This is a genomic window from Pseudoalteromonas sp. 1181_04 (assembly GCF_052850545.1).
The window spans coordinates 39,847-62,815 of record NZ_VXCS01000019.1 but is presented as its reverse complement, the minus strand read 5'-3'; the positions used below and the strand labels follow the sequence as shown (position 1 = coordinate 62,815).

20 protein-coding genes are annotated in these 22,969 nt (G+C 40.1%); 11 read left to right on the top strand and 9 right to left on the bottom strand.

Annotation, left to right across the window (positions count from 1 at the left end):
- Positions 1 to 64 precede the first annotated feature (64 nt).
- From FW757_RS16260 to FW757_RS16245, 4 genes are all read left to right on the top strand, one after another.
- Complete coding sequence (locus FW757_RS16260; protein WP_182740115.1) at positions 65 to 1,618, top strand: cryptochrome/photolyase family protein; 1,554 nt, start codon at positions 65 to 67, stop codon at positions 1,616 to 1,618.
- A gap of 115 nt (positions 1,619 to 1,733) precedes the next feature.
- A complete protein-coding gene (locus FW757_RS16255; protein WP_182740114.1) occupies positions 1,734 to 2,747 on the top strand; it encodes a phospholipase in 1,014 nt (337 codons plus the stop codon).
- 56 nt (positions 2,748 to 2,803) lie between these two features.
- Positions 2,804 to 3,937 (top strand): peptidyl-prolyl cis-trans isomerase, encoded by a 1,134-nt coding sequence (locus FW757_RS16250; protein ID WP_259400104.1) that lies wholly within the window; start codon positions 2,804 to 2,806, stop codon positions 3,935 to 3,937.
- Positions 3,934 to 4,476, top strand: coding sequence for a hypothetical protein (locus FW757_RS16245; protein WP_145240420.1), 543 nt, complete (start codon positions 3,934 to 3,936; stop codon positions 4,474 to 4,476). Before FW757_RS16250 ends, FW757_RS16245 begins: the two co-directional genes overlap by 4 nt.
- 140 nt (positions 4,477 to 4,616) lie before the next feature.
- On the opposite strand, the gene FW757_RS16240 is transcribed toward FW757_RS16245, so the two are convergent.
- Positions 4,617 to 5,063 carry an Hsp20 family protein gene (locus tag FW757_RS16240; protein ID WP_145240418.1) on the bottom strand — a complete coding sequence of 149 codons (447 nt, stop codon included), beginning with the start codon at positions 5,061 to 5,063 and terminating at the stop codon, positions 4,617 to 4,619.
- Between the two features lie 286 nt (positions 5,064 to 5,349).
- Between FW757_RS16240 and FW757_RS16235 the strand changes: the two genes are divergently transcribed.
- The 4 genes from FW757_RS16235 (at position 5,350) to FW757_RS16220 (ending at position 10,460) form a co-directional block, all read left to right on the top strand.
- On the top strand, positions 5,350 to 5,847 hold the full coding sequence (locus tag FW757_RS16235; protein ID WP_145240416.1) for a TlpA family protein disulfide reductase: 498 nt from the start codon (positions 5,350 to 5,352) through the stop codon (positions 5,845 to 5,847).
- A 123-nt stretch (positions 5,848 to 5,970) separates the two neighbouring features.
- The gene (locus FW757_RS16230; protein WP_182735591.1) at positions 5,971 to 8,049 is read left to right on the top strand and encodes a TonB-dependent receptor plug domain-containing protein; all 2,079 of its coding nucleotides are present in this window, start codon (positions 5,971 to 5,973) and stop codon (positions 8,047 to 8,049) included.
- Between the two features lie 139 nt (positions 8,050 to 8,188).
- Positions 8,189 to 8,452 (top strand): GrxA family glutaredoxin, encoded by a 264-nt coding sequence (locus FW757_RS16225; protein ID WP_182767915.1) that lies wholly within the window; start codon positions 8,189 to 8,191, stop codon positions 8,450 to 8,452.
- Between the two features lie 160 nt (positions 8,453 to 8,612).
- Complete coding sequence (locus FW757_RS16220; protein ID WP_145240410.1) at positions 8,613 to 10,460, top strand: DEAD/DEAH box helicase; 1,848 nt, start codon at positions 8,613 to 8,615, stop codon at positions 10,458 to 10,460.
- A gap of 155 nt (positions 10,461 to 10,615) precedes the next feature.
- On the opposite strand, the gene FW757_RS16215 is transcribed toward FW757_RS16220, so the two are convergent.
- From FW757_RS16215 to FW757_RS16195, 5 genes are all read right to left on the bottom strand, one after another.
- Positions 10,616 to 11,929, bottom strand: coding sequence for an ABC1 kinase family protein (locus FW757_RS16215; protein WP_149983015.1), 1,314 nt, complete (start codon positions 11,927 to 11,929; stop codon positions 10,616 to 10,618).
- 153 nt (positions 11,930 to 12,082) lie between these two features.
- Positions 12,083 to 13,642 carry an AbgT family transporter gene (locus FW757_RS16210; protein ID WP_182767916.1) on the bottom strand — a complete coding sequence of 520 codons (1,560 nt, stop codon included), beginning with the start codon at positions 13,640 to 13,642 and terminating at the stop codon, positions 12,083 to 12,085.
- A gap of 162 nt (positions 13,643 to 13,804) precedes the next feature.
- On the bottom strand, positions 13,805 to 14,080 hold the full coding sequence (locus FW757_RS16205) for a YfcL family protein (RefSeq protein ID WP_145240403.1): 276 nt from the start codon (positions 14,078 to 14,080) through the stop codon (positions 13,805 to 13,807).
- Between the two features lie 36 nt (positions 14,081 to 14,116).
- Positions 14,117 to 15,232 (bottom strand): ATP-NAD kinase family protein, encoded by a 1,116-nt coding sequence (locus FW757_RS16200; RefSeq protein ID WP_182767917.1) that lies wholly within the window; start codon positions 15,230 to 15,232, stop codon positions 14,117 to 14,119.
- A complete protein-coding gene (locus FW757_RS16195; RefSeq protein ID WP_149983018.1) occupies positions 15,222 to 15,776 on the bottom strand; it encodes an elongation factor P hydroxylase in 555 nt (184 codons plus the stop codon). The genes FW757_RS16200 and FW757_RS16195 overlap by 11 nt, the downstream gene beginning before the upstream one ends.
- 260 nt (positions 15,777 to 16,036) lie before the next feature.
- Between FW757_RS16195 and FW757_RS16190 the strand changes: the two genes are divergently transcribed.
- On the top strand, positions 16,037 to 16,741 hold the full coding sequence (locus tag FW757_RS16190; protein WP_182767919.1) for a 2'-5' RNA ligase family protein: 705 nt from the start codon (positions 16,037 to 16,039) through the stop codon (positions 16,739 to 16,741).
- A gap of 13 nt (positions 16,742 to 16,754) precedes the next feature.
- On the opposite strand, the gene FW757_RS16185 is transcribed toward FW757_RS16190, so the two are convergent.
- Both FW757_RS16185 and FW757_RS16180 read right to left on the bottom strand, forming a co-directional pair.
- A complete protein-coding gene (locus FW757_RS16185; protein WP_145240395.1) occupies positions 16,755 to 17,108 on the bottom strand; it encodes a DUF4112 domain-containing protein in 354 nt (117 codons plus the stop codon).
- A gap of 34 nt (positions 17,109 to 17,142) precedes the next feature.
- Positions 17,143 to 17,793: a glutathione S-transferase family protein gene (locus FW757_RS16180; RefSeq protein ID WP_145240393.1), complete on the bottom strand. Its 651-nt coding sequence runs from the start codon at positions 17,791 to 17,793 to the stop codon at positions 17,143 to 17,145.
- Between the two features lie 109 nt (positions 17,794 to 17,902).
- Between FW757_RS16180 and FW757_RS16175 the strand changes: the two genes are divergently transcribed.
- Complete coding sequence (locus FW757_RS16175) at positions 17,903 to 18,748, top strand: LysR family transcriptional regulator (RefSeq protein ID WP_446441436.1); 846 nt, start codon at positions 17,903 to 17,905, stop codon at positions 18,746 to 18,748.
- A gap of 17 nt (positions 18,749 to 18,765) precedes the next feature.
- Here FW757_RS16175 and FW757_RS16170 read toward each other — a convergent pair whose 3' ends face one another.
- Positions 18,766 to 20,766 carry a winged helix-turn-helix domain-containing protein gene (locus FW757_RS16170; RefSeq protein ID WP_446441435.1) on the bottom strand — a complete coding sequence of 667 codons (2,001 nt, stop codon included), beginning with the start codon at positions 20,764 to 20,766 and terminating at the stop codon, positions 18,766 to 18,768.
- Positions 20,767 to 20,894: 128 nt separating this feature from the next.
- Here FW757_RS16170 and FW757_RS16165 point away from each other — a divergent pair, with 128 nt between their 5' ends.
- The gene (locus FW757_RS16165) at positions 20,895 to 22,904 is read left to right on the top strand and encodes a fused MFS/spermidine synthase (RefSeq protein WP_182767922.1); all 2,010 of its coding nucleotides are present in this window, start codon (positions 20,895 to 20,897) and stop codon (positions 22,902 to 22,904) included.
- The last annotated feature ends 65 nt before the right edge of the window (positions 22,905 to 22,969 follow it).

Below are 22,969 nucleotides of genomic sequence, written 5' to 3'. Positions count from 1 at the left end.
CAGTATTAATAAATGCGATCTAATCGACAATTTAATTCGTATAAAACAATTTTGAGCAAAATTAATGATCTATAAAACTCTGAGATTTATTTTTGGCGACCAACTTAATGCCAATCACAGTTGGTATAAAGAAGAGGATCAAACACAATACCTTTATGTCATTGCTGAATTAAAACAAGAAACAGATTATGTAAAACACCATATACAAAAGGTAGCGGCGTTTTTTGCGGCAATGGAGAACTTTGCGACTGCGCTCAAACAAGTACAATTAAATGTGCTTCATTTAACACTCGATGATACCCACGATGACGCATGCATTACCTCATTGCTAACACGCTTGGCGAAGCAATATCAGTGTCAACAAATCCAATATCAGTATCCTGATGAGTATAGATTAAAAACTCAACTGCAAGAGTTTGCAAACAGCAGTGACTTTAATGTTAGTGCCACAGACAGCGAACATTTTTTATTACCTTTTGCTGATATCAGCGACCATTTTAAAAAAGATAAGCATGTGAAAATGGAATTTTTTTATCGCATGATGCGCAAGCGCTTTAACATATTGATGCAAGATAATGCTCCACTAGGCGGGCAATGGAACTTTGACCAAGACAATCGTAACAAATTAAAAAAAACTGATTTAGCTGCTATCCCTGAACCAAAAATATTTACCAATAATATTGAAGCTATTTTACAGCGCATAAAAAAACACCAGGTAAATACCCTTGGCCATTGTTCAGCAACTTTATTATGGCCAACCAGTCGTGCTCAAGCAAAAGAATTACTCGATTACTTTTGCACTCATCTACTCCCCTGTTTCGGAAAATTTCAAGACGCGATGACCTGTCAGAGCTCATACAAATGGAGCTTGTATCATAGTCGTATCGCGTTTGCACTTAACACAAAAATGCTGCACCCAATGCAAGTTATTAAGCAAGTACTGGCTGAGTTTGCGGCACGCCAAGAACAGATCACGCTTGCCCAAGTTGAGGGGTTTATTAGGCAAATTTTAGGTTGGCGAGAATATGTAAGAGGTATTTATTGGCAAAATATGCCTGATTACGCGAGTAAAAATGAACTTGAGGCTGCTCGTCTGTTACCAGATTATTTTTGGAGTGGCAAAACAAAAATGAACTGTATGAAACAGGCAATCACGCAGAGCTTAGAGACCGCCTACGCGCATCATATTCAACGCTTAATGATCACCGGAAACTTTTGCTTATTAACCGGTATTGATCCAAATGAAGTTGATAGCTGGTATTTGGGCATTTACATCGATGCCATTGAATGGGTAGAAATGCCTAACACCCGTGGTATGAGTCAATTTGCAGATGGCGGCCTAATCGCCACAAAACCGTATGCCGCAAGCGGTAACTACATAAACAAAATGAGTGATTACTGCACCAGCTGCCACTATAACGTAAAACAAAAAAGTGACGACACGGCTTGCCCTTTTAATAGTTTATATTGGCAATTTATGCACACCCATGAAGCCCGCTTAGCTCGTAACCCACGTATTGGCATGGTCTATAAAAATTGGCAAAAACAAGATACATCACAACAGCACGCTATTTTAGAGCGAGCGCAATGGTGCCTAAATAATATAGAAAAACTCTAACAGAAGTATCATATCAGGTAATATTGTTAATTAAATGTTTAATTAATTTGTAATTATAGTGTAATTACCCTACTTTCTAATATTAGAAATTACTCCACAACACTATGAGAACACGATGAAAAAACAGTTTTTAACGACATTATTACTGATCAGTACAAGCCAAGCACAGGCATTTAGCCAAGAAACACATAAACGTATCGTCATCGATGCAGTGAACTATATGCAGCAGCACCCAAGCAGCACACAGTTTTCGGCATTAAGCCAATACGCTCAACAAAATAATATGACGGTAACCCAGTTAGCCGAAGTACTAGGCCAAGCAGCCTATGATGTGGATGACTTTGAAGACACCTTCTTTTGTGGTGCTGTAACGGGGTCATGTGTTCAAGCACCAATATGGGGAGCAGCAGAGAGTATTGTTAAATATACCAGCTATTGGCATTTCCAAAACCATACCCAAGGGGCTGATCAACACGGTAACGACTTTGGTGGCTACAATTACCAAAAACTGACGGTATGGGGCACCGTTGATAACTTGGCTTCAAGCTGGTTAAAAGGTGACTACCTTGATGACGGTCAAGGCGGTGAAACAGGCTGGTTTAATGCCGATTCATCAAAGTACAACAGCTATGGTATTACTGAAGCTAATTACCGAATTGACAGCCAATCAAATTACAACATGTACGATGACTTTGAAGAAATGCCTTTTCAGCCAATTGATAATTTAGGTCAATACTGGTATCAAAGCTATTTGCAAAGTGGCAACCCACAAGTGTTAGGTTTTGTTTTCCATACAACTGACTTACTACAACCACACCATACTTGGACCACATCTGATCTCAATCATTCAAGCTGGGAAAGCTGGGTAAAAGACTACTATGATCAGGAACAACTCAATGACTCTGCCCTTATTACACAAGCCATGCAAACATTTTCAGCACTGGATATAAACAGTCAAGACGTACGTCCTTTACTGACACAAGGTGGCGCTTTTTCTTATGCTCAAGGCGGTATTGTGCTTAATTCACAAGACCATTACGACCGCTTAAATACGGCAAAACAAGTGATCCCACATGCGATTGCCATGGTTGTGCACCTACTTAATCATGCCATGGTCGTACGCCAATGAAAGCGCTGAGCAGTTGTATTTTGTTATTGTTAGGACTGCTTTATAGCAGCCTAACAATGGCATCATTTAACCAATATAGCGCTGCTGAAGTGCGTTTAATGCAGCAAGTTTATCAACAACACAATGCCAACATTAGTCGCAAAGACGTTCGTAAACATATGTTTGAAAATCAATTTTTATTATATCAAGCAGAACAACATATGCCTGAGCTGCTTGAACGTCAATCTGCGGTAGGCTTTAGCACGCAGTACCATGTTGAGCGCTATTTAATGAACATATTTGACAGGCAACTCAATTTATCAACATCCTATGTTAAAGGAAGTAATCTCACACAATATAATGCCCAGTGGCTGCTCAAAGTATTGCCTAGCTACCCTGCTGATGGCCAATACAACGCTGAACAAATCAATAAAATGCAGCGCACTGAGCTCAGAGGGCTCTTTACAACCGCCGTCAATCTTTATGAGTTTATAGCCCCTTTATCTATGCAAGTACGCTTTCGACTGCACCAAGGTGAAAGTGACTTATTCAAAACTGAAGTGATAAAAAAGCAACAATTTGAGGCGTTGCTTTTAAAAGCAACGCCATTACTTTTAAAGCAAGGGATCAGTATCGCGCACCTAGAAGAACTAGCAAAAGGCGATATTTTAAGGCCTTCGATTCAAAGTTGGCTAGGTATTAAAGACATGATGCACGTTCAAAGCCCAATACTCGACAGTCTTGAACAACAAATATCCGATAAAGAAATAAAAAATTATTATCAGGCAAATAAAGTGCGCTTTAAATACCTTAGTGAAGTGACAGCTTACGGCGCTGCGTTTACTGAGCGAGACCAAGCGGTTCGCTTTAGAAACACAGTACAAGCAAGCTCTTTTACAGATGCATTATATATATCACAGCAAACCGACATTTATGCTAAGTATCACAATAAACTAACTCGCAAAAATAAAAGTAATTGGGCTGTGCAACTGGCTTATACGCTAAAAGCAGAAGAATTATCTGCGGTGATGCGCTCACCTGAAGGTCTATGGGTCGTCATAATTAGTAATAACCATCAGTATAACTACTTTAGCGCTACTGACGAAACGGTTCGCTATCAAGCTAAAAAAGCCATCGCAATACAAAAAGCGCAGCAACGCTATCAGCAAAATTGGCTGGCTTGGCAACAACAAAATGCAGTAAAACTATGAATAAAAAAGCTATCTACATAATTACAGGCGTCGCTTGTTTAGGTTTTTTAGTAATAAATTTAACAACAGAGCGAAAACGTGAAATAGCTCCCATCCGCGCTGCTGATGATTTAACGCCAGTAACGCCCGCACCACAAATAAATAATGCGTCGGCACCGACAGCTATTAATCCAGATATGACTGCTGAAGCGGCGATTGATAGTCACACCTCATTAAAAAATACTGATGCCAGTCAACAACTGCCGCCCATTACTACACCGAGTTACTTGCCTGTCATCGCAAAAAATCCAATCAGTGCGAGTCAGTTTCAAGGCGACTTAACCGATCATCAAGCTTACCTCGATTTTCATAAACAGCAGCAAACTCAGCTCGAGCAACGCTTTGTAATAGCTGCTCAACAAAAAATAACTAACCTTGAAAGCTTGCTCGAAAAAGGCCGTCAAAAAGGCCTCCCTCAACGGCAGCTGCAAGTTGCTATTGATAAAATTGCCGCCTTAAAAGACATGCAAGCCAAATTAAAAAGTAAAGATACTAACTGAACACAGCATCATTAATCATCTGCGATTAATGGTGCGCTAAGCGGATCCGATGTTTAAGCAAAGCTAAAAAAGCCGCCTCAACTGAGGCGGCTACTAAAAATAACAAGTAAATTAGGGGAAAAACACTGTCAAAGGGATGGTTATTTACCTTCTAGCAAGTTACCACTGCCAATTTCAATTTTACGTGGTTTAAGTGCTTCAGGGATCTCGCGTTGCAAGTCGATACTAAGTAGCCCATTGGCTAAATCAGCGCCGAGTACTTTAACGTGGTCACCTAGCTGGAATTTGCGTTCAAAGTTGCGCTCAGCAATGCCTTGATGAATAAATTTGCGCTCTGCGCTGTCATCTTTATTGGCTTTAATGCCAGCAACTTTTAAGGTGTTATTTTCTGACTCTATCGTCAGCTCATTATCACTAAAACCGGCAACAGCCATAGTAATGCGATATTTGTCTTTATCGAGTGCTTCGATGTTATACGGAGGAAAACTTGGCTGCTTGTCAGTGCGAGCGGCCGCATCCATTAAAGATGCTAAATGATCGAAGCCAATGAATGAACGATAAAGTGGTGATAAATCTACTGTACGCATAATAATATCCTCATATTTAAGCGATATTTTGCATGTGCTTTTCGGTTGAACAAGCGCAAGCAAAGTTTAATTAATAATATAAATTTCAATTACTTATGTTTAGTTGGGACCCATCAGGCGTCCTCACTAAACTATATATGGACGGCAAAATTGTTTTCAAGATTATTTTTGAAAAAAGTTTTATTTTTTTCAAAATCTCTTTTTGCCTACTCAATAAAGTGAGGACTCAAAGTTTGCTTTTCAAGTCTTTAAATAGTAATAAGGGGAATTAGCTTTAGAGGTCGATATGAAAAAAGTAACGAGTTTGCTGCTCAATATAATTATGTTAGTTGTGGTGTTTTTTGTAGTGACTACATATCAGCAACGCAATTTACTCAGCTCAGATAGCAGCCCTGCTCCATATTTTAATTTACCTGTGCTCAATGACAGCGAACAACGTATTGATATTGCGATGCTCAAAGGTAACACCACCGTGGTTTATTTTTTTGCGCCATGGTGCACAATCTGTCGTTACAGTATGCCAAACCTAGAAGCGGCATTGGTTGATTCTAATATCAACGCCATTGGCATTGCACTTGATTATAAAAATGAACAAGCAGTTGCGCAGTTTGTTAGTGAACTTAAACTCACAATGCCCATTTTACTAGGCGATAAAAATACCCAGAGTAATTATAAAATCAGCGCCTTTCCTACTTACTATGTAATTGATCAACAACTGCGAATAACCGCACGCTCAATGGGCTATTCAAGCCAATTAGGTATTACTATCAGAGCTCAAAACTAAATGTAACAGCTTGTAACACCTCCCTACATTTGCCTACATTTTCGTACAGTTTACTACGTATTTTTATATATTTTCTCATTACTATAGGTCGCAGTCACACTTACTCATAACCATGGAAGAATCATGTTAGCCACCTGCTTGCCATCACTTTACCGTTTAACGCCACTGGCGTTGTGTTTGCCATTTTTAACGCACGCCAACGTTGATGCTAATGAAGAAATAATAGAGCGTCTTGAAACCGTTTATAAACGCAGTAGCATTACCAGTGAAATAACCGAAAATACTGAAAAACTGATCACTATGCCCGGTGCTATGGGCGATCCACTGCGGGCAGTATTTGCATTACCAGGCGTTGTCGCCGCTGGCGGCTCAATGAGTGAACCGGCGGTACGTGGCTCATCGCCCGATGATAATTTGTTTGAAGTGGATTTTATGCCTGCAGGCTATATTTTTCATGATTTCGGCAGTTCTATTTTCAACAAGTACATTATTCAAGATTTTCAACTTTACTCAGCCGGCTATGGCACCAGTTACAGCAACGCCACCGGTGCCGTATTTGACGTAACACTGCGTAATCCTAAATATCAACCGATTACTACCACGCTTGATCTTACAATGTTTAATGCCGGTGTCTTTGTTGAAGGGCAACTCACGCAGAACACCGCGTTTTATTTATCAGCACGTAAAAGTACATTACCACTGTTCTTCTCTAAAGGTGAAGAGCTTGAAAACGACGATGGTGAACTCAGTGGTATCACCATCAATGATCCCCCAGATGATCATGATTACCAAGGCAAATGGATCTGGGATATAAACAATCAAAACGCCCTAACAGTGTCATTTACAGGCGCAAAAGACTCGGTTGCAGCAGGCTTTAATCAACGCGCTGAACTTTCACTAAAAAATCCTGAGTATCAAGGCGATGCTGATTTTATTCGTGAATTTACCAGCCAAAGTATTTTATGGGATCACTTTAATAAAGACTTTCATTTACGCTTAGGCGTTGGTTCGCTCGAACATTCTGGCCGATTGGAATACGCTAAACGTGCCACGCTAAGTGATGGCTATTTTGATGAAGAACAACAAAAGCAAATCACTTATAAAGGACGATTAAATTGGCGTGTTACTAAAGCCCAGCAACTGGTGTTTGATGCCGCCTATTTTGATAACGACAGTACTTACAGTTACGATAGTTTTCAATATCTTTGTACCGAGCTCGATCCTGATTGCGATCTAAACAAAGGTGAGCGAATAACGGGTAAAGACAAGCTAGCCCTTGATAAGTTCTTTGTTGGTGTTAGCCATGTTTGGGTTATTAACGAACAATGGCAAAGCGAAGTCGGCGTGCAATATCAAAGCAATGATTACACTGATGAAGATTTTGTGATGCCGCGTCTTGCGCTTAGCTATTTTATTAATGATCACAATAGCATCAATGCTAAATACGGGCATTATAATCGCATGCAAGATATTGACACTCTATTGCCTGAACACGGCAACCCGAATTTACGTTCGCAAACCTCAAAACACAGCAGTTTAGGTTTTGCACAAGAACTTGCCGATGAATGGACATGGTCTATTGAAGGGTATTACAAAACCATGGACGATTTACCGTTGGCATTAAACAATTATTCCGATGCAGCAATTCGTTACAGTAATGATGTAACTGGGCGAGCTTACGGTGTTGATCTATTAATAAACAAAAATAAAACTGATAAATGGTATGGCTGGCTTGCAGTTAGTTATGCCAAAAGTGAACGCACTGACCAACGCCAAAATATCACTCGGGATTATTACGCTGATACCCCTTTAGTTGTCAACATGGTGTTTAATTACCAAATCAGTGAAAAATGGCAAGGGGGCTTTAACTTTACTGCCCGCAGCGGTCAAGCTTACACCCCGATTGTTGGCGTCACAGAAAATTCCGAATTCGAAGGACGTTTTTTACCACAATATGGTGATCCATTTTCTGAGCGTTTCGATGTTTATCATCGGCTTGATCTTCGTTTTGAACGTCAAACCGACTTTTGGGGCTTAGACGGTGTGTTAATTTTAGAATTAATGAACGCCTACGGCCAAGCAAACACCAGTAGCATTGATTTAGATTATCAGAAAGTAACCTCGACTAATGATTTAATTATCAAAGAAAACGAGGATGATTTTGAAATGCGCCCTTCAATTGGCTTTAGTGTTAAGTTTTAATTAGCCACCCCACATACACCTTTAATACTGATTAAAGGTGTATGTAATCATTAAAATAGAATTCATCAATCGTTTTTTTACGCTGTTTATTTTTTCTCAATTAGTTAAGATGAATGTAAATAAAATCGAGGAGAGCGATATGTTAACTGTAATTTTTGGCCGTGAAGGCTGCCCTTATTGTGTGCGTGCTAAAGAGGTTGCTGCAAAACTAGCAAATGAACGTGATGATTTTAAATACCGTTATGTTGATATTATTAAAGAAGGCGTGAGTAAAGCCGATTTAGAACAATCAGCAGGTAAGCCTTGCCCAACCGTGCCACAAATCTTTATTGACCAAGCACACATCGGTGGTTTCACTGAGTTTGAAGCTTACGCTAAAGAAAATCTTGGACTTTATCAATAAGTTCTGTATAAAATTTGTTAATCAATTTGATTTACCCACAATCAAATTGATTAAATTATGACCAACATCAACTACATACAAATTAGTTTCAATTTATACAAGCATTTGCCTCGTAAATCCTATACAATGCGCGCCTCTTTAAATTCGTTGAGGCGTATTAATGTCAGAACCAGTCACGTTTGAATCTCTAAATCTTTCTCCTGCAATTTTGAAGGCAGTTGAAGAGTTGGGTTACAAGACACCATCTGAAATCCAAGCTCAATGTATACCGTTATTGCTAGAAAGAAAGGACGTACTGGGACTAGCTCAAACGGGTACAGGTAAAACCGCAGCATTTGCACTGCCATTACTTAATAATATTGACCCGTCTGTGAAGCAGCCGCAGATCCTTGTACTCACACCAACCCGTGAGCTTGCGATCCAAGTAGCTGAGGCATTCGAACAATATGCTAAACATGTTCGTGGTATTGAAGTATTGGCACTTTATGGTGGCCAGAGCTACAGTATCCAATTAAGTGCACTTCGTCGTGGCGCGCAAGTTATTGTCGCTACTCCAGGTCGCTTAATCGATCATATTAACCGTGGCACTATCAAGTTTGACAGCTTACAAGCTCTTGTACTTGATGAAGCCGATGAAATGTTACGTATGGGCTTTATCGATGATGTTGAAAACATCATGGAAAAAACGCCGCGCGAAAAGCAAACATGTCTTTTCTCTGCGACCATGCCGAAGCAAATTCAAAACATCAGCAGCAAATATATGAATAACCCTGAACAGGTTCATATATCTGCGCGTAACTCAACGGTATCATCTGTTGAGCAAGTGTTTTGGAATGCCAGCGTACACAAGAATAAAGCGATTGTTCGCTTTTTAGAAGCTGAACAATATGAAGGCGCGATTGTTTTCGTACGTACACGTAACGATACAGTACAACTTGCTGAATTATTAGAGCGCGAAGGTTTCTCTGCAGCTCCACTTAACGGTGACATGAACCAGCAAGCACGTGAACGCACAGTAGAACGCTTAAAAAGTGGCATGCTAAACGTTGTTATCGCAACAGACGTTGCAGCACGTGGTCTAGATGTTGACCGTTTAAGCCTTGTTATCAACTACGATATCCCACAAGATTCTGAAGCTTATGTTCACCGTATTGGCCGTACAGGTCGTGCTGGTCGTACTGGTAAAGCGATTCTTTTCGTAAAACATAACGAACGTTATTTACTTAAAAATATCATTCGTCATACGAATTCAGATATTGTACAAGTTGAACTACCAACTGCAAAAGTTGTTGAAGAAAAACGTATCGAAGCGTTACAAGCTAAATTAGCTATTGCGCTTGAAAATAAAGATATTACTTTCTTTAATGAAGTAGCAGCTAATATGGCGCAAAAGCTTGAACTTGCTCCTGAAGACCTAGCAGGTGCGTTACTGTGTTTAGCACAGCAACAATCACCAATTAAGGTTGAAGAAGTTAAGATCCAACAACGTGAGCGTAGCGAACGTAATGACCGTAACCCACGTGAGCGTAATGATCGTGGTGACCGTGGTCGTCGTAATGAACGCAGCGAACGCCCTGCACGTGACCGTGATGCTAAACCACGTGAACGTAATAGCCGTGATGCAGGCCCTATGGATACTTACCGTATCGAAGTAGGTCGTGAACATGGTGTTCAAGTTAAGAACATTGTTGGCGCTATCGCTAACGAAGCTGACATCTCAAGCAAATTTATTGGTGATATTCGTTTACACGACAATCACAGTACGGTTCAATTACCGCAAAACATGCCTAAAGATGTACTTGATCATTTCCAAAAAGTGTTTATTTGTAAACGTCCAATGGGCTTAACATTAACACAAGATCAAGGTCCTGCTGAACCACGTGCTGAACGCTCTGAGCGTCCATCAGGTGACAAAAAACGCAGCTTTAACAAAGATGACAGTGCACGCGGTGATAAGCGTAGCGGTCCTCGTAAAGAACGTCGCCCAGTAAGCTTCACAGCTAAATAAGCAACGACTCTTTAATAAAAAAACCTTGCCACGAAAGTGACAAGGTTTTTTTGTGTTTGGAATAAAGTAAATATTCGTGAGGGGAAGATTTTGTGAAGTCATAAGAGTCGTTGATAGCAATTGCATTGAATGAATATTTGAATTCGCTAAAATAATCATGTTTTTAATAAAATTGGCATAAATAACGCTCTAACATCTATTTTTGCTTCTAAGCGAGCCGCAATCAAATATAAACCAGCAAGTTTACGGTGAATAAATAATGCATCCACTGGTGGTGTATGCCATTGCTGTGCTTGTGCACTAAGTTGCAACCCAGCATCTTTAATATTTGCTGCCAGTTGGCTATTTTTAAAATCAAAATCACCATCGTGACGCAGTGGCTCACACGCCATTAAAAATAGCTCTATGACATTATCTTTATAACTGTCACGCAATGTATCTTTAAAATAACCAATCTGAGTGGCCGCATTTAATACCCCATCACGATTATTCTCACTGCCTGCTTTAAATAAAGCTAGATAAGCTTGGCTCAACTGAGGCGAAATCTCGCGGGTTGCCCCAAAATCAAATAAAACGATTTTTTGTGTGGCTGGTTGATAATGAAAATTAGCAAAGTTTGGATCTGTTTGTATCAGTCTAAATTCAAACATTTCTTTGAAAAATAACGCAATAAGTTGCTGTGCCACAAAGCTTTGCTCTGCTTTGGGTAAATCGGTAATTCCCTCTATAGGCTGAGCCTCAATATACTGCATCGTTAATATTTGTTTAGTACTGTGCTCTTTATAGACGTTAGGAACAATAAAGTGTCGGTTATTTGCCAATGCATTTTTATAACGTAATAAATACTGCGCTTCACGATGATAATCAGCTTCCGCTAATAATTGTATTTTAGCCTCTGCGACGAGTGGCTTAATATCAAGATCTTTAGGTAATAAACGAGACAATGTAAGCAGCGATATAACATTATCAACATCACTGACCACACTTTTTGCGATCCCCGGGTATTGAATTTTTACAGCTAATTGCTCGCCGTTTTCATGGTAGGCCAAATGCACTTGACCAATAGAAGCGGCAGCAAATGGCCTAAGCTCAATATGTGAAAAGCGCGATAACCAGTCATCTCCCCACTGCTCTTTTAATACAGTAATGAGTTGTTTGTGTGGCATGGGGTTAGCGTCTGATCGAAGTAATGCAAGTAATTGAGCAAGCTCTGGACTGAGTAGATCCCCAGCATCCATTGACAGTAGCTGCCCTAATTTCATTGCCGCACCGCGTAAGTGTGATAGTTCTGTCGCTAGGTTTTTTATGTTTTTAGGCTGCAGTAATAAGCTCTTATTATCCCAACCCTTTCCTGAAAGAGTACTTTTGGCTCCCTCAAATAACATATTACTCGCGACACTGGTTGCTAATGAGCCTAACTTTGCAAAGCGTGAAAATCGAGATGTAGGAACAGCGCGTTCATTGGCCATACTAAAACCTAGTTAACGAATATATTTACCGGTTTATACGTACCAAGCTGGGTATACGATCGAATTGACAACTGGCTGGATAAAACTAACCACAAAAAAACCTCGCCATTATAATGACGAGGTTTTTACACATAAATATTTAGCCGTGATTTATTAAGGCGCGACTGCTGGGTACACGTAACTTGCGTCTAATCCAAGCGGGATACCCAGTGCCCAGTAACCGAGTAAAAATAAGCTCCAGCCAATCATAAAAGCGATTGAATATGGCAGCATCATCGCGATAAGCGTGCCAATGCCCGTGCCTTTGACGTATTTTTGGCAGTACACCACAACTAATGGGAAATACGGCATTAAAGGAGTGATGATGTTTGAACTAGAATCGCCCACGCGATAAGCCGCTTGAGTTAAATCTGGCGAGATACCTAACTGCATTAACATAGGCACAAACACCGGGCCCAGTAGCGCCCACTTTGCTGAACTTGAGCCAACAAACAAGTTTACAAAACCAGTTAAAAAGATGATACCGACAACAGTCACCGCACTTGGTAACTGCATGGCTTTTAACAGCTGTGCGCCTTCAATTGCCAGCAGAGCTCCCAAGTTTGATTTACTAAATGCAGCAATAAACAAGGCACAAAAGAACGCCATTACAATATAATACGCCATGCCGCCCATTGCTTTACTCATGGCATCTATCATATCTTTAGAGCTTTTAAAGGTGCCAACGGTAAAACCATACACTGCACCAGGTATCCAAAACAGTAGGAAAATTAGCGGTACGATAGATTGCATTATAGGCGAGCGAAAATTAGTTAAAGAGCCATCTTCGCTTCGCATTGCAGAGTCCGCAGGGGCTGACACATAAGCTAATAACGCAAGACCTGCAATCATCACTGTACTTGCAATAAAAAACGCGCGTTTTTCGTCGCTACGGGCATCTTCAAATGCAGGTAAATCTTCTTTATTACCATCTAATTCGGTATTTTTTAACCGTGGTTCAATGATTTTATCGGTGATGTACCAGCCTAATAAAATAATGAATAAACTTGAAGCCGAGGTAAACGCCCAGTTATTTAATGGGTTAATCGACATCGCGGGGTTAATAATTTGCGCCGCACTTTGGGTAAAGCTTTGCAATAGTGGATCAATCCCCGACGGAATAAAGTTTGCACCAAAGCCACCACTGACTCCCGCAAATGCCGCCGCAATACCCGCCAATGGATGGCGCCCTGCTGCATAAAATATAACACCAGCTAACGGAATGACTAACACATAACCTGCATCGGTTGCTGTATGGCTGACGATGGCGACTAAAATAATTGACGGTGTTAAAAGTTTTTTAGGTGTCACCTTTAACATTAACTTAAGGCCAGTATTAATAAAGCCAGAATGTTCAGCAACCCCTACACCCAGCATGGCCACTAACACCACACCTAACGGTGCAAAACCGGTAAAAGTTTTTACCATTGATGATAAAAAGGTCGCCAACGAATCACTCGCCAACATATTATTAATAATAATGGCTTCACCGGTACGAGGGTCGATAGCGTCAAAAGTAACACCTGAGAACCACCACGACAGTAGCCAAATTAGTAACATGGCAAACAAAAAGATGATTGCCGGATCAGGCAGTTTATTTCCTACCCGCTCAACAAAATTTAAAAATCGCGCAACTATGCCCGAGGGCATTGCCGCATCTTTATTATTATTCATTTCACTTGTTCCCTAGAGTTTAGTCAGTGGTACTTTAGCGTATCTAGGGAATGAGGTAAATTTTAAGTGAACAGAAAATACATTTTATAGGAACTAAATAGGCTCAATGCACAAAAAAACGGCACTATTGCCGTTTTTTTAAATAACTTTTTATTTAGTCTTTTAAGCGAGTGCTTTTACTTCTTCCCATAATCTTACTACTAGGGCTTTATCTTCTTCGTTAAGCTCACCATTGCGATACGCTTTCACTAAACTTTTTTCAACGGTTTCATTGAGCTCATCTATTTCAAGATTAAGCTCTTCAACTTGCGCATAGCCTACTGCTAAATCAAAATGGCCTCGTAAATAACCACCGGCAAATAACTCATCATCAGTGGCTTTGATCACTAAGTCATCAAAATACTGTTGGGCTGCGTCAATATAATTTACTAAACTCACTTCTACTTCTCCTGATTTTGCAGGGTCTTCTACCAATCAATCTTGATGGCCTACTGCATACATAATATGGTCGTTAAATCCGCAGGTTACACGAATATAACCGCTTAATTCATCATCCAGCTCACTATCGCCTGTATCGCAAATGAGCGGGCGGCCGTTTAAAGCCTGTAATTTAGTTTTGGTAGCCACCACAATAATATTATCCAGCCCTATCGCGCGAATAAGTGCTGGGCTTAACTGTTGATTGCCACGGCCAAAAATATGGCCTTGGCCACCAATTAGCGTGATCACTAATTTAGTGTCGCGCTGATGGGTCATCGCTAATAATTGTTCAGCTGTAAGATCTTGCGCAATTAAGCTTTGATCTGCAACTAAATCAACACCTAATAAGGTATTTTCAAGTCCCATTTCTTGCATAATAGCTGCAACTGTTGAGCCACTGCCCATTACATATAACGTATCTTCATCCATTTCACTGACGACATAGCCGGCAATATCAGCAAGTACCAGCTCGTCGGTTTCTTTACCGCCATTTTTTACCGCTTGTACATAACGTACTTCACTGGGTACTTGCATTTCACCATAACGTTTTGCTTTAACTGTGCCTTGACGAAACGCATCTTCGTCAATATCCATCACATCGGCATCGCCTAAGGTAACTAGTTCACCTTTGACCAGCATTTCGACTACCCGCCCTGCGGCCTTTGGCGTGATTGCATAAACCCCTGAATGAATTTTACAGCCAGCAGGAATGCCAAGTGCCGGTACGCTATCTTCAACCGCATGACAAATATTGCGCGCAGTGCCATCGCCACCAGCAAATAAAATTAAATCAACACCTAGCTGTTGCAATACCTTGGCTGCACGCTCAGTATCATCTGCACTACTGGGGTGCTCGCTTTGATACACAACTTCGGTATTAAAACCAAGATCTGTCGCGGTGCTTTCACCCATTGAGTGATTAACAGTATAAATTGTTATTTTATCTTGATAAGGCAATAACACCTCAAGCGCTGCTTTAGTGCGTAAATTAGCTTTTGGCTCAGCGCCAAGGGCCAGAGCTTTAGCCGCAACACCATCACTACCTTTGAGCGCCACACTGCCACCTAAACCAGCAACTGGGTTTACAATTAGTCCTAACTTAAACTGCATTACTTAACTCCTGAGGATGTTGCCATACAAACTGCCCGGCATTCAATGGCCATGGCGTATTGTAAAATTCGCTTAATGCTTTTAAAAGTGCAGTAGTCCGAGGATTAAAGCCTATTTTTAGTAACTGTAAAAGTTGCTTGTGTACTCGCGCCTGAAAATCAAAACGACAGGTTTGCTCACCATTTAAATTATCAACCGAAACATTAAACTCAAAACCTGTAGCAACACTCAACGCCCACTCGATTGCTTGCGGTTTTACTTCAACGGCTTCAAATTCTGCTTGCTGAGCTTTATCACGGCCATCTGGGCAATACCAATAACCGTAATCTTCGAGTAAACGACGTTTATCACCCGCCACTAGCCAATGAGCTATTTCGTGCAGTGCACTGGCATAAAAACCATGGGCAAACACAATTTGATGATACGGCGTTTTAACATCAGCGGGAATATAAATAGGCTCATGCTCACCTTTGACCAAGCGTGTATTATGGCTGTGGTAAAAAGTGCGTTCAAAAATAGATGTTAAATCGGCTATTTGATGCATAAAAGTCTGATTAATTCGCCTCGGTAAAATGCAACAAATGCACATTAAAATCGAGGCGAATTGTACGGGCTTTTAGCAAGAATGTAAAAGTTGATAACGACTAAGCAGCCATGCGTTATTGTCTTGCCTTTACTTTGCAAATTTAGCTAAGCCAAAAATATGTATTCGCTGCAATCTAGCTGCTTTTATTTACTGTTCAAGTAATAACCCTTATCCTCTTTACACTTACTATCCGAATTTAAGAATAAAATTATAAACCCATGTTCAAATTACTTTTTATAAAACGACCGAAGCTTTTAGTTGTTACTTTAATTACGCTGATAAGTATCCCCCTGCCCTCATTTGCAAAAAGTGTCAGCATCAATGTGTTTGCAATCCCTTCCAAGTCAATCATTAACTTAGTTGAGCAAACTAGTGATGCATTAAAAAAAGAAGGGATCATGAGTTTTTATGAAAAAGGTAAGCCAGTGCACGCTACTTTGTATTTAACTGACTTTGTTGAAGGCTCAGAAGAAGACATTAAACGTGCTGTAAAAAGTATCACCGAGCAACATCAAGAGTTTGCTATAACAGCGCAAGGTTTTAGTGTTACGCAAAGTAATTGGGCATTTATTAACTTACAGTATTCGCCTAAGCTGCAAAGGCTATCGGACGAAGTAACACTGGCGATTGAGCCATTACGCGATACAAATGCCACAATCCCTAGCTGGGTTAAAAACTACCCCAACAAATTAACGGCATTTGAGCGCTATGGTAGCCCCAATGTATTTCAGAACTTTCAGCCGCATTTAACATTATTAGCTAACGAGAAAAGCCCTAAGCTCGTTATTTTAAATAAACAAATGCAAGCCCACCCGCCTGAAGCGCAGGGTAAAATAATCGGCATTGGGATTGGCATTTCAGACCCGTTTGGCCAACAGAAACAAGTGATCGCAGAATACTTTTTTAATAACGATAAAAACTAACTTATTTTTATCGTTATTGTTTTACTAAGTAGCGTTTCAGTAGACGGGTATTGCGGGTATTTGCTTTAAAGTAAGCGTCAAAAATATCACCGACAAGCGGAATTAGGCCACCAAAAAAATCAATCAACATATTTATTACGATACGTAATTTTATACGCTTACTAACTCCTAGACGCTGGGCTTCAAATAGAATATAGCTAGATAAAATTAGCCCAGCTAGATCTCCAATACCAGGCAGAATACCGATCAGTGCCTCTACGCCAAACTTAAACCGAGTAAAAGGAATGCCAATACTGCTGTCGGTAAAGCGACTAAACCTTTCTAGCCGCTTTAATGTATCTTGGTGTGATAGCTTAATCTGTTCCATACGTCCTCATAACCTTATCGCTTGGCAAGTTACTTTAAGTAACATCAACCCCTGCTTCATCGCAAGCAACAATATCAGTTTCTTTTAGCGCTTCGGTGATCCACTGTTGTAATGTAGGGCAACTTAAAACATGCTGACAATAATGCTCCGCCAAAGCTGAAAGTGAAATTTGGTAGGTTTTTAACCTAAGTACTACAGGCGCATACATAGCATCTGCGATACTAAACTCACCAAACAACCACGCATTTGGGTAACTACGTTGTTGCTGGCTGAATATTTCATCAATGCGGCTAATGTCTTTTTTAGCCGCCGCAGATAACTCAATTAGGCGAGTTGCACGAATATTCATTGGCATTTCATTACGCAGCGCCATAAAGCCGGTATGCATTTCAGCGCTTAAACTGCGGGCTGTCGCTCGCTGCGCAGTATCAATAGGCCAAGCTGTATTTGATAAATAAGCATCATTGATGTATTCACAAATTGCCAATGAATCCCATACCTGCAAGTCGCCATCGACTAAGGCGGGTACTTTCTGTACTGCAAAACTGTTTTTAAGCGTTTCATAAAACTCAGGGGTGTCTAATACGAGTTGTTTCTCAGTAAAAATAACATTGAATTTACTCATTAAATACCATGCTCTAAGCGACCATGTCGAATAGTTTTTATTACCGATAAATAATTGCATTTGCGTTCCTTAGTAGTGTTTAATATCCCTAATATAGAGCAGTAGTAAATTAATTACTTACCAATAGTTTTTATACAATACATAAATAAAATTGATAGATGAGTTAAATATGGATTTAGACGCCCTACGTACTTTTTGCGCTTTTCTTGAAACGGGCAGCTTTACTCGCGCTGCTCAACAAGTATGCCGCACCCAATCGGCAGTGAGCATGCAAATGAAAAAGCTCGAACAAGAGCTGGGTAATCCATTATTTATCAGACAAGGCAGGCAGCTTGTACTATCGTCAAGTGGCGTTCACTTAGCCAGCTACGCAAAACAATTATTAGCACTGCATGATGAAGCCTATAAACAACTTAAAACCGGTGGTGGGCAAACTCGCGTGCGCTTAGCATGTCCTGACGATTATGCAGGCACAGTATTACCTAAAGTTGTGGCTTTATTACATAAACATATACCGCAACTTGATTTACAAATCAGTTGCGCGCCGACCAACCAGCTCAAAACACAACTAGATCAAGGCTTGCTAGACATGGTGATTGCGACGCGCTCGCCCAGCTCTGAAGAAGGTTATTTTTTAGAATCAAGCAAAGGTGTGTGGGTTAAAAGTGCCGAATTTAACTATCAATCCGCTATGACCCTGCCGGTTGCAATATTTCAACGAGATTGTAAATTTCATCAAGCGGCTATTGAAGGGTTACTAAAGGCTGAACGCCCATTTAACATTGTTGCTTGCTGCGGCTCGCTCAGTGCGCTCACAGCATTAGTAAAAGCCAATCTAGCCGTTGGTGTGATGGCTGAGGTAAGTAACACTCAGGAGCTGGTGACGGTTACTGACTCAACTCTGCCGCCCTTGCCCGTTATTGATATCGTACTATTACACGCAAACCACGCTCATAACCCGATAAAACGAGAGTTAGTAAAGCTAATAGCAGCAGATTATGCACTTACCTTGTGAATTTTGGGTTTTAAAGACTATCGCAGCCTTACTAAGGTGCGTTTTCGCTTTGGCTCAGTAAGATATAAAAGTTGCGTATTATCGTGTGAAGCATTAATTAACATATTACCTTTCTCGTTCGCGATATGGCGTATTTCTGAGTGAGCGCTTTGTAAATCAAGCATATTAAGCTCATAACCATCTTCTTGCTCTAAGGTAATACTCAACGTTTGCTCATCGACCGCCAGACCAATAATATCACTATCATCTGCGTGCCATACTTGAGCAAAATTGCCATCTTGATCGAGTCGAAATACCTGTTTGTTATTTGAAAAATAAATCTGATCGTGTTTGTCTAAAGCCATTGCATAACAAGCCAGCCGCTCTCCTTGGCCAGTGAATGGCGATAAACTTAATGTTTGCATGTCTAATTTTGCTGGGTGAAATGTAACGCCATCGTCAGCGCGATATGAAACCAAGATCGCATCTTCATTATAAAACTTCTCTCTGAGATAAAACGAATGATGATGGTGGGCTATTTCTTGATAATCGCCACTTTTTAAATCAATTCGAAACAGTTTATCTTTGCTTGCGGTGATCACTTCTTCGCCATTTTTTGACCAAACAACCCCAAACAGTTCTTCATTATTAGGGTTTGCAAAAATCAGCGTTTGTTTACCTTGCTCATATAAAAATAGCTGTTTTAAACCAAAACGATGGGATTCAAAGACAAACTTAGTTGAATCAGGTGAGAATACCGGCAAAAAATCAACCGACGAGGTATCGACGAGCTTTTCATACTGCTGAGGTGTTGCACTAGTTGCACGCAAAATATCAACATCAATATTTACAAGCTCCATCAATATCTCCTCACCAGATGGCGTGAATGCAGCATCTCGAATAACTTGATAATTATTAAATTCGATATCAGTTGAGTTGCCCTGACGATCAATAAGTAATAGATTATTTGTGTTGCTTATCAGCAAGTATTCACCACTTGGGTGCCAACTAAGCCCCTGAATACCATCTTCAATAACGGCAATTGTTTTACTACTATTATCCGTTAAATTCAGTATTTCAATACGGTAGTTATTTTGTCCTGCTTCATAACCAAGCGCTAGTTGCGTTTGATCTGGCGACAACGCATGTAACTTTAACCAGTCTTGACCCATTGAGGCTTTGATTACCTGTTTTTGTTTAGTTTCTATATTGACGGTCGAAAGCTGCGTATCATTTTTATGTTTTCGTCGCTCAATAAAATAAACCTGATTGTTATTAGTCCATTGTAATTGCTGGCTGGTAACTAAATATTCTTTAAATTCCAGTACGTTGGCGTAATTTAAACTCGTTAGAGTTACCATGTCTAAATTAAAATACGCTAATTGGCTAACATCATTTTGTTTTTCTATAAAAGCCAATGCGCGATTATCCGCACTCCACCCTAGACTATAGTAGGTCGATGGGTGCTGGGATAATTGTACCTCTTTACCTGTCGTTAATTCTTTTAGCCAGATATGCTGATTATCATTGTCACCGCGAACAAATGCTAAATAATTGCCGTTATTAGATTGCGATTGAGAGGATTCATTGGCTTCATTTGATGTTACAGGCACCAACGCAGAGAAATCAGTTTTAACAACCTGCGTTGCAAATGCGCACCAACCACCAACCAAACATACAATTGTCACGGCAATAAAAGCCAACAACGGCCACTTTACACAGTGAGAACGTGTTTGTTCGTTAAGCTCAAGGCAATAACCCCGTTTCGGGTGGGTAATGATGAATTGTGGATTTTTAGAATCTTCATTTAATGCTTTCCTAAGCAGTGCAATATTGCGTTGCACATTACTTGGGCTAAACACTGAATTAGGCCACACAGCTGCAAAAATTTCTTCCTGGCTTACCACATTGCCCCTATGAGAGTACAAAAATTGGAGCACATCCATAACCTTAGGTTCGACAATTTGTACGCCTTCAGCTGAGGAAATTTTACCACGGCTAACATCGACGTCAAAATTCCCGATTCGAAACCTACCCACTTACAACTCCAATAAATTCATACAAATCATAGATTAAGATTTTCTTAAGATAAACTCAAGGGTTATTACATTGCCGCATTAATTAGTTCAGTTAATGGTTAGGCACCATTTACTAAGTAATAAAAAAGATGCAACGGATATTATCGACATTCATTATTTTTGTGAGCGCGTTTCTACTCTTTCAAATTCAACCTATCTTATCTAAAGAGCTACTACCCGAGTTTGGCGGTGGCGCTTCGGTTTGGTCAACCAGCCTATTTTTTTATCAAAGCATGCTGTTACTCGGCTATTTATATGCTCATTTGTTAAGCCGTTATCAGCTCAAACGACAATTATTTATACACACATTGTTAGTGGCTGTATCGAGCATCATTACTTTTAACACAATGGAAGTCAGTCTATTTTTATCACTAACACCAGCGTGGTCAGTGATTGCTAAATTGTTTTTACAGGTTGGCTTAGTCTTTATGTTACTAAGTGCCACCAGCGTACTATTGCAGCGCTGGTATATTGAATCGACCGCTATGACTGTACCTTATCAATGGTATTCGCTTTCGAATCTGGGTTCACTACTTGCTTTGCTGAGTTACCCATTTATTTTTGAAGTTTTATTTTCAATCGATGAGCAAAAGAGCTATTGGACAGTGGGGTTATTTGCATACTGTATACTGTTATTGTGCCTAATTTATGTATTATTTAGTAATGGCAGTATCGCTGATAAAGCTATTACTAAGTCAAAAACGACTTTGCTCGTCAAACCTAATTGGCTGTGGATTGCGTTCTCAGCAACCAGTTCAATGATGTTGATCGCGACAACTCAGATGATCAGCATCAACATCCCGCCTATGCCTCTGATATGGGCTTTACCATTGGTAATATATTTGCTGACCTTCAGTTATGCGTTTGCATCCGCAAAAAGCTATAATCGCGCCCATTGGACGTACTTATTAATATTTAGCGCATTCGCAGGGCTGATGATGTTTTTCCTTGGCAGCCAATTTAATGCTTTAGCTCAACTGGTGATCTACAGCTTTATTTTATTCATTGTTTGTATGATCTGTCATGGTGAACTTCGAAAACTCGCGCCAGATGGCTCACTGCTTACTGTATTTTATTTATATATCGCTTTAGGAGGAGTGATCGGCAGTTTACTCAGTGCCTTAGTCGCACCGCTACTGTTTGAACAAATAACAGAATTCATTGTGGCGTTAGCTGTAGCGCTTTCATTATTTATATACACGCTACTCACCCAGACGACGAAAACGTCCTCTTGCTATAAAATAGCTTTACTGGCTACGCTGGTTATTTGGGGCACAGGATATAGCTATCTTTTTGTTAATTTTAATCAATACAACTTAGCGTCTGAGAGAAATTTTTACGGTTATGTCACTGTCAAAGACATTACAACGTCTGATCTTGCTGAACGACGCCTAATCGATGGCACAACGATTCATGGCTCACAGCCACTTAATAAACAAACTGAACTCACAAACAGCTATTACCATCACCATACTGGTATCGCTAAATCATTGTCAGCATTAAAAAAGCAACAAGATTTAAATATAGGTATTATTGGTTTAGGTGCTGGAGTTTTAGCAAAGTTTGGCGATAAGTTCGATAAAATCCGCTTTTATGAACTTAACCCTGCGGTTTATAACATGGCCATGAATTATTTTTCATATTTAACAGATAGTCCTGCACGCATTGATGTGGCTATTGGCGATGGCAGAATCACCTTAACTGAAGAGCAAAAAAATAATGCACCGTTAATGAATGCGTTAATTATTGATGCTTTTTCAAGTGATGTTATTCCTACCCATTTACTGACTGAGGAAGCTTTTCAGTTATATTGGCAGCGACTAACAAAAGGCGGCTTATTAATTATCCATATATCCAATAATCATATTGATTTGATGCCAGTGCTCCAAGCTCACAGTAAGCGCTTCGATAAATCTCTGATCAAATTTAACTATAGCGGTACGCAGTTAGGCTCACAATGGGTCGTAATGACGAATAACCAAGCATTTTTAAATTCGATAGCCATGACAGACTTATCACCGATAACACCTTATTCAACAGTACATTTGGCGCAATGGACAGATCAAAAACACAGCCTGATCCCGCTCCTGAAACTTTGATGTCTATCTTAAAATAACCACAACAAAAAAGCGCGATTAACATCGCGCTTTTAAATAATTCTAAA

What these genes read in the sequence shown, in the direction of transcription:
- FW757_RS16225 (WP_182767915.1), top strand. Translation starts at nt 8,189, where the DNA reads ATGTTAACTGTAATTTTTGGCCGTGAAGGCTGCCCTTATTGTGTGCGT.
- FW757_RS16190 (WP_182767919.1), top strand. Translation starts at nt 16,037, where the DNA reads ATGTTCAAATTACTTTTTATAAAACGACCGAAGCTTTTAGTTGTTACT.
- FW757_RS16175 (WP_446441436.1), top strand. Translation starts at nt 17,903, where the DNA reads ATGGATTTAGACGCCCTACGTACTTTTTGCGCTTTTCTTGAAACGGGC.
- FW757_RS16210 (WP_182767916.1), bottom strand. Translation starts at nt 13,642, where the DNA reads ATGAATAATAATAAAGATGCGGCAATGCCCTCGGGCATAGTTGCGCGA.
- FW757_RS16240 (WP_145240418.1), bottom strand. Translation starts at nt 5,063, where the DNA reads ATGCGTACAGTAGATTTATCACCACTTTATCGTTCATTCATTGGCTTC.
- FW757_RS16230 (WP_182735591.1), top strand. Translation starts at nt 5,971, where the DNA reads ATGTTAGCCACCTGCTTGCCATCACTTTACCGTTTAACGCCACTGGCG.
- FW757_RS16195 (WP_149983018.1), bottom strand. Translation starts at nt 15,776, where the DNA reads ATGCATCAAATAGCCGATTTAACATCTATTTTTGAACGCACTTTTTAC.
- FW757_RS16200 (WP_182767917.1), bottom strand. Translation starts at nt 15,232, where the DNA reads ATGCAGTTTAAGTTAGGACTAATTGTAAACCCAGTTGCTGGTTTAGGT.
- FW757_RS16180 (WP_145240393.1), bottom strand. Translation starts at nt 17,793, where the DNA reads ATGCAATTATTTATCGGTAATAAAAACTATTCGACATGGTCGCTTAGA.
- FW757_RS16250 (WP_259400104.1), top strand. Translation starts at nt 2,804, where the DNA reads ATGGCATCATTTAACCAATATAGCGCTGCTGAAGTGCGTTTAATGCAG.
- FW757_RS16245 (WP_145240420.1), top strand. Translation starts at nt 3,934, where the DNA reads ATGAATAAAAAAGCTATCTACATAATTACAGGCGTCGCTTGTTTAGGT.
- FW757_RS16185 (WP_145240395.1), bottom strand. Translation starts at nt 17,108, where the DNA reads ATGGAACAGATTAAGCTATCACACCAAGATACATTAAAGCGGCTAGAA.
- FW757_RS16165 (WP_182767922.1), top strand. Translation starts at nt 20,895, where the DNA reads ATGCAACGGATATTATCGACATTCATTATTTTTGTGAGCGCGTTTCTA.
- FW757_RS16260 (WP_182740115.1), top strand. Translation starts at nt 65, where the DNA reads ATGATCTATAAAACTCTGAGATTTATTTTTGGCGACCAACTTAATGCC.
- FW757_RS16215 (WP_149983015.1), bottom strand. Translation starts at nt 11,929, where the DNA reads ATGGCCAATGAACGCGCTGTTCCTACATCTCGATTTTCACGCTTTGCA.
- FW757_RS16255 (WP_182740114.1), top strand. Translation starts at nt 1,734, where the DNA reads ATGAAAAAACAGTTTTTAACGACATTATTACTGATCAGTACAAGCCAA.
- FW757_RS16235 (WP_145240416.1), top strand. Translation starts at nt 5,350, where the DNA reads ATGAAAAAAGTAACGAGTTTGCTGCTCAATATAATTATGTTAGTTGTG.
- FW757_RS16220 (WP_145240410.1), top strand. Translation starts at nt 8,613, where the DNA reads ATGTCAGAACCAGTCACGTTTGAATCTCTAAATCTTTCTCCTGCAATT.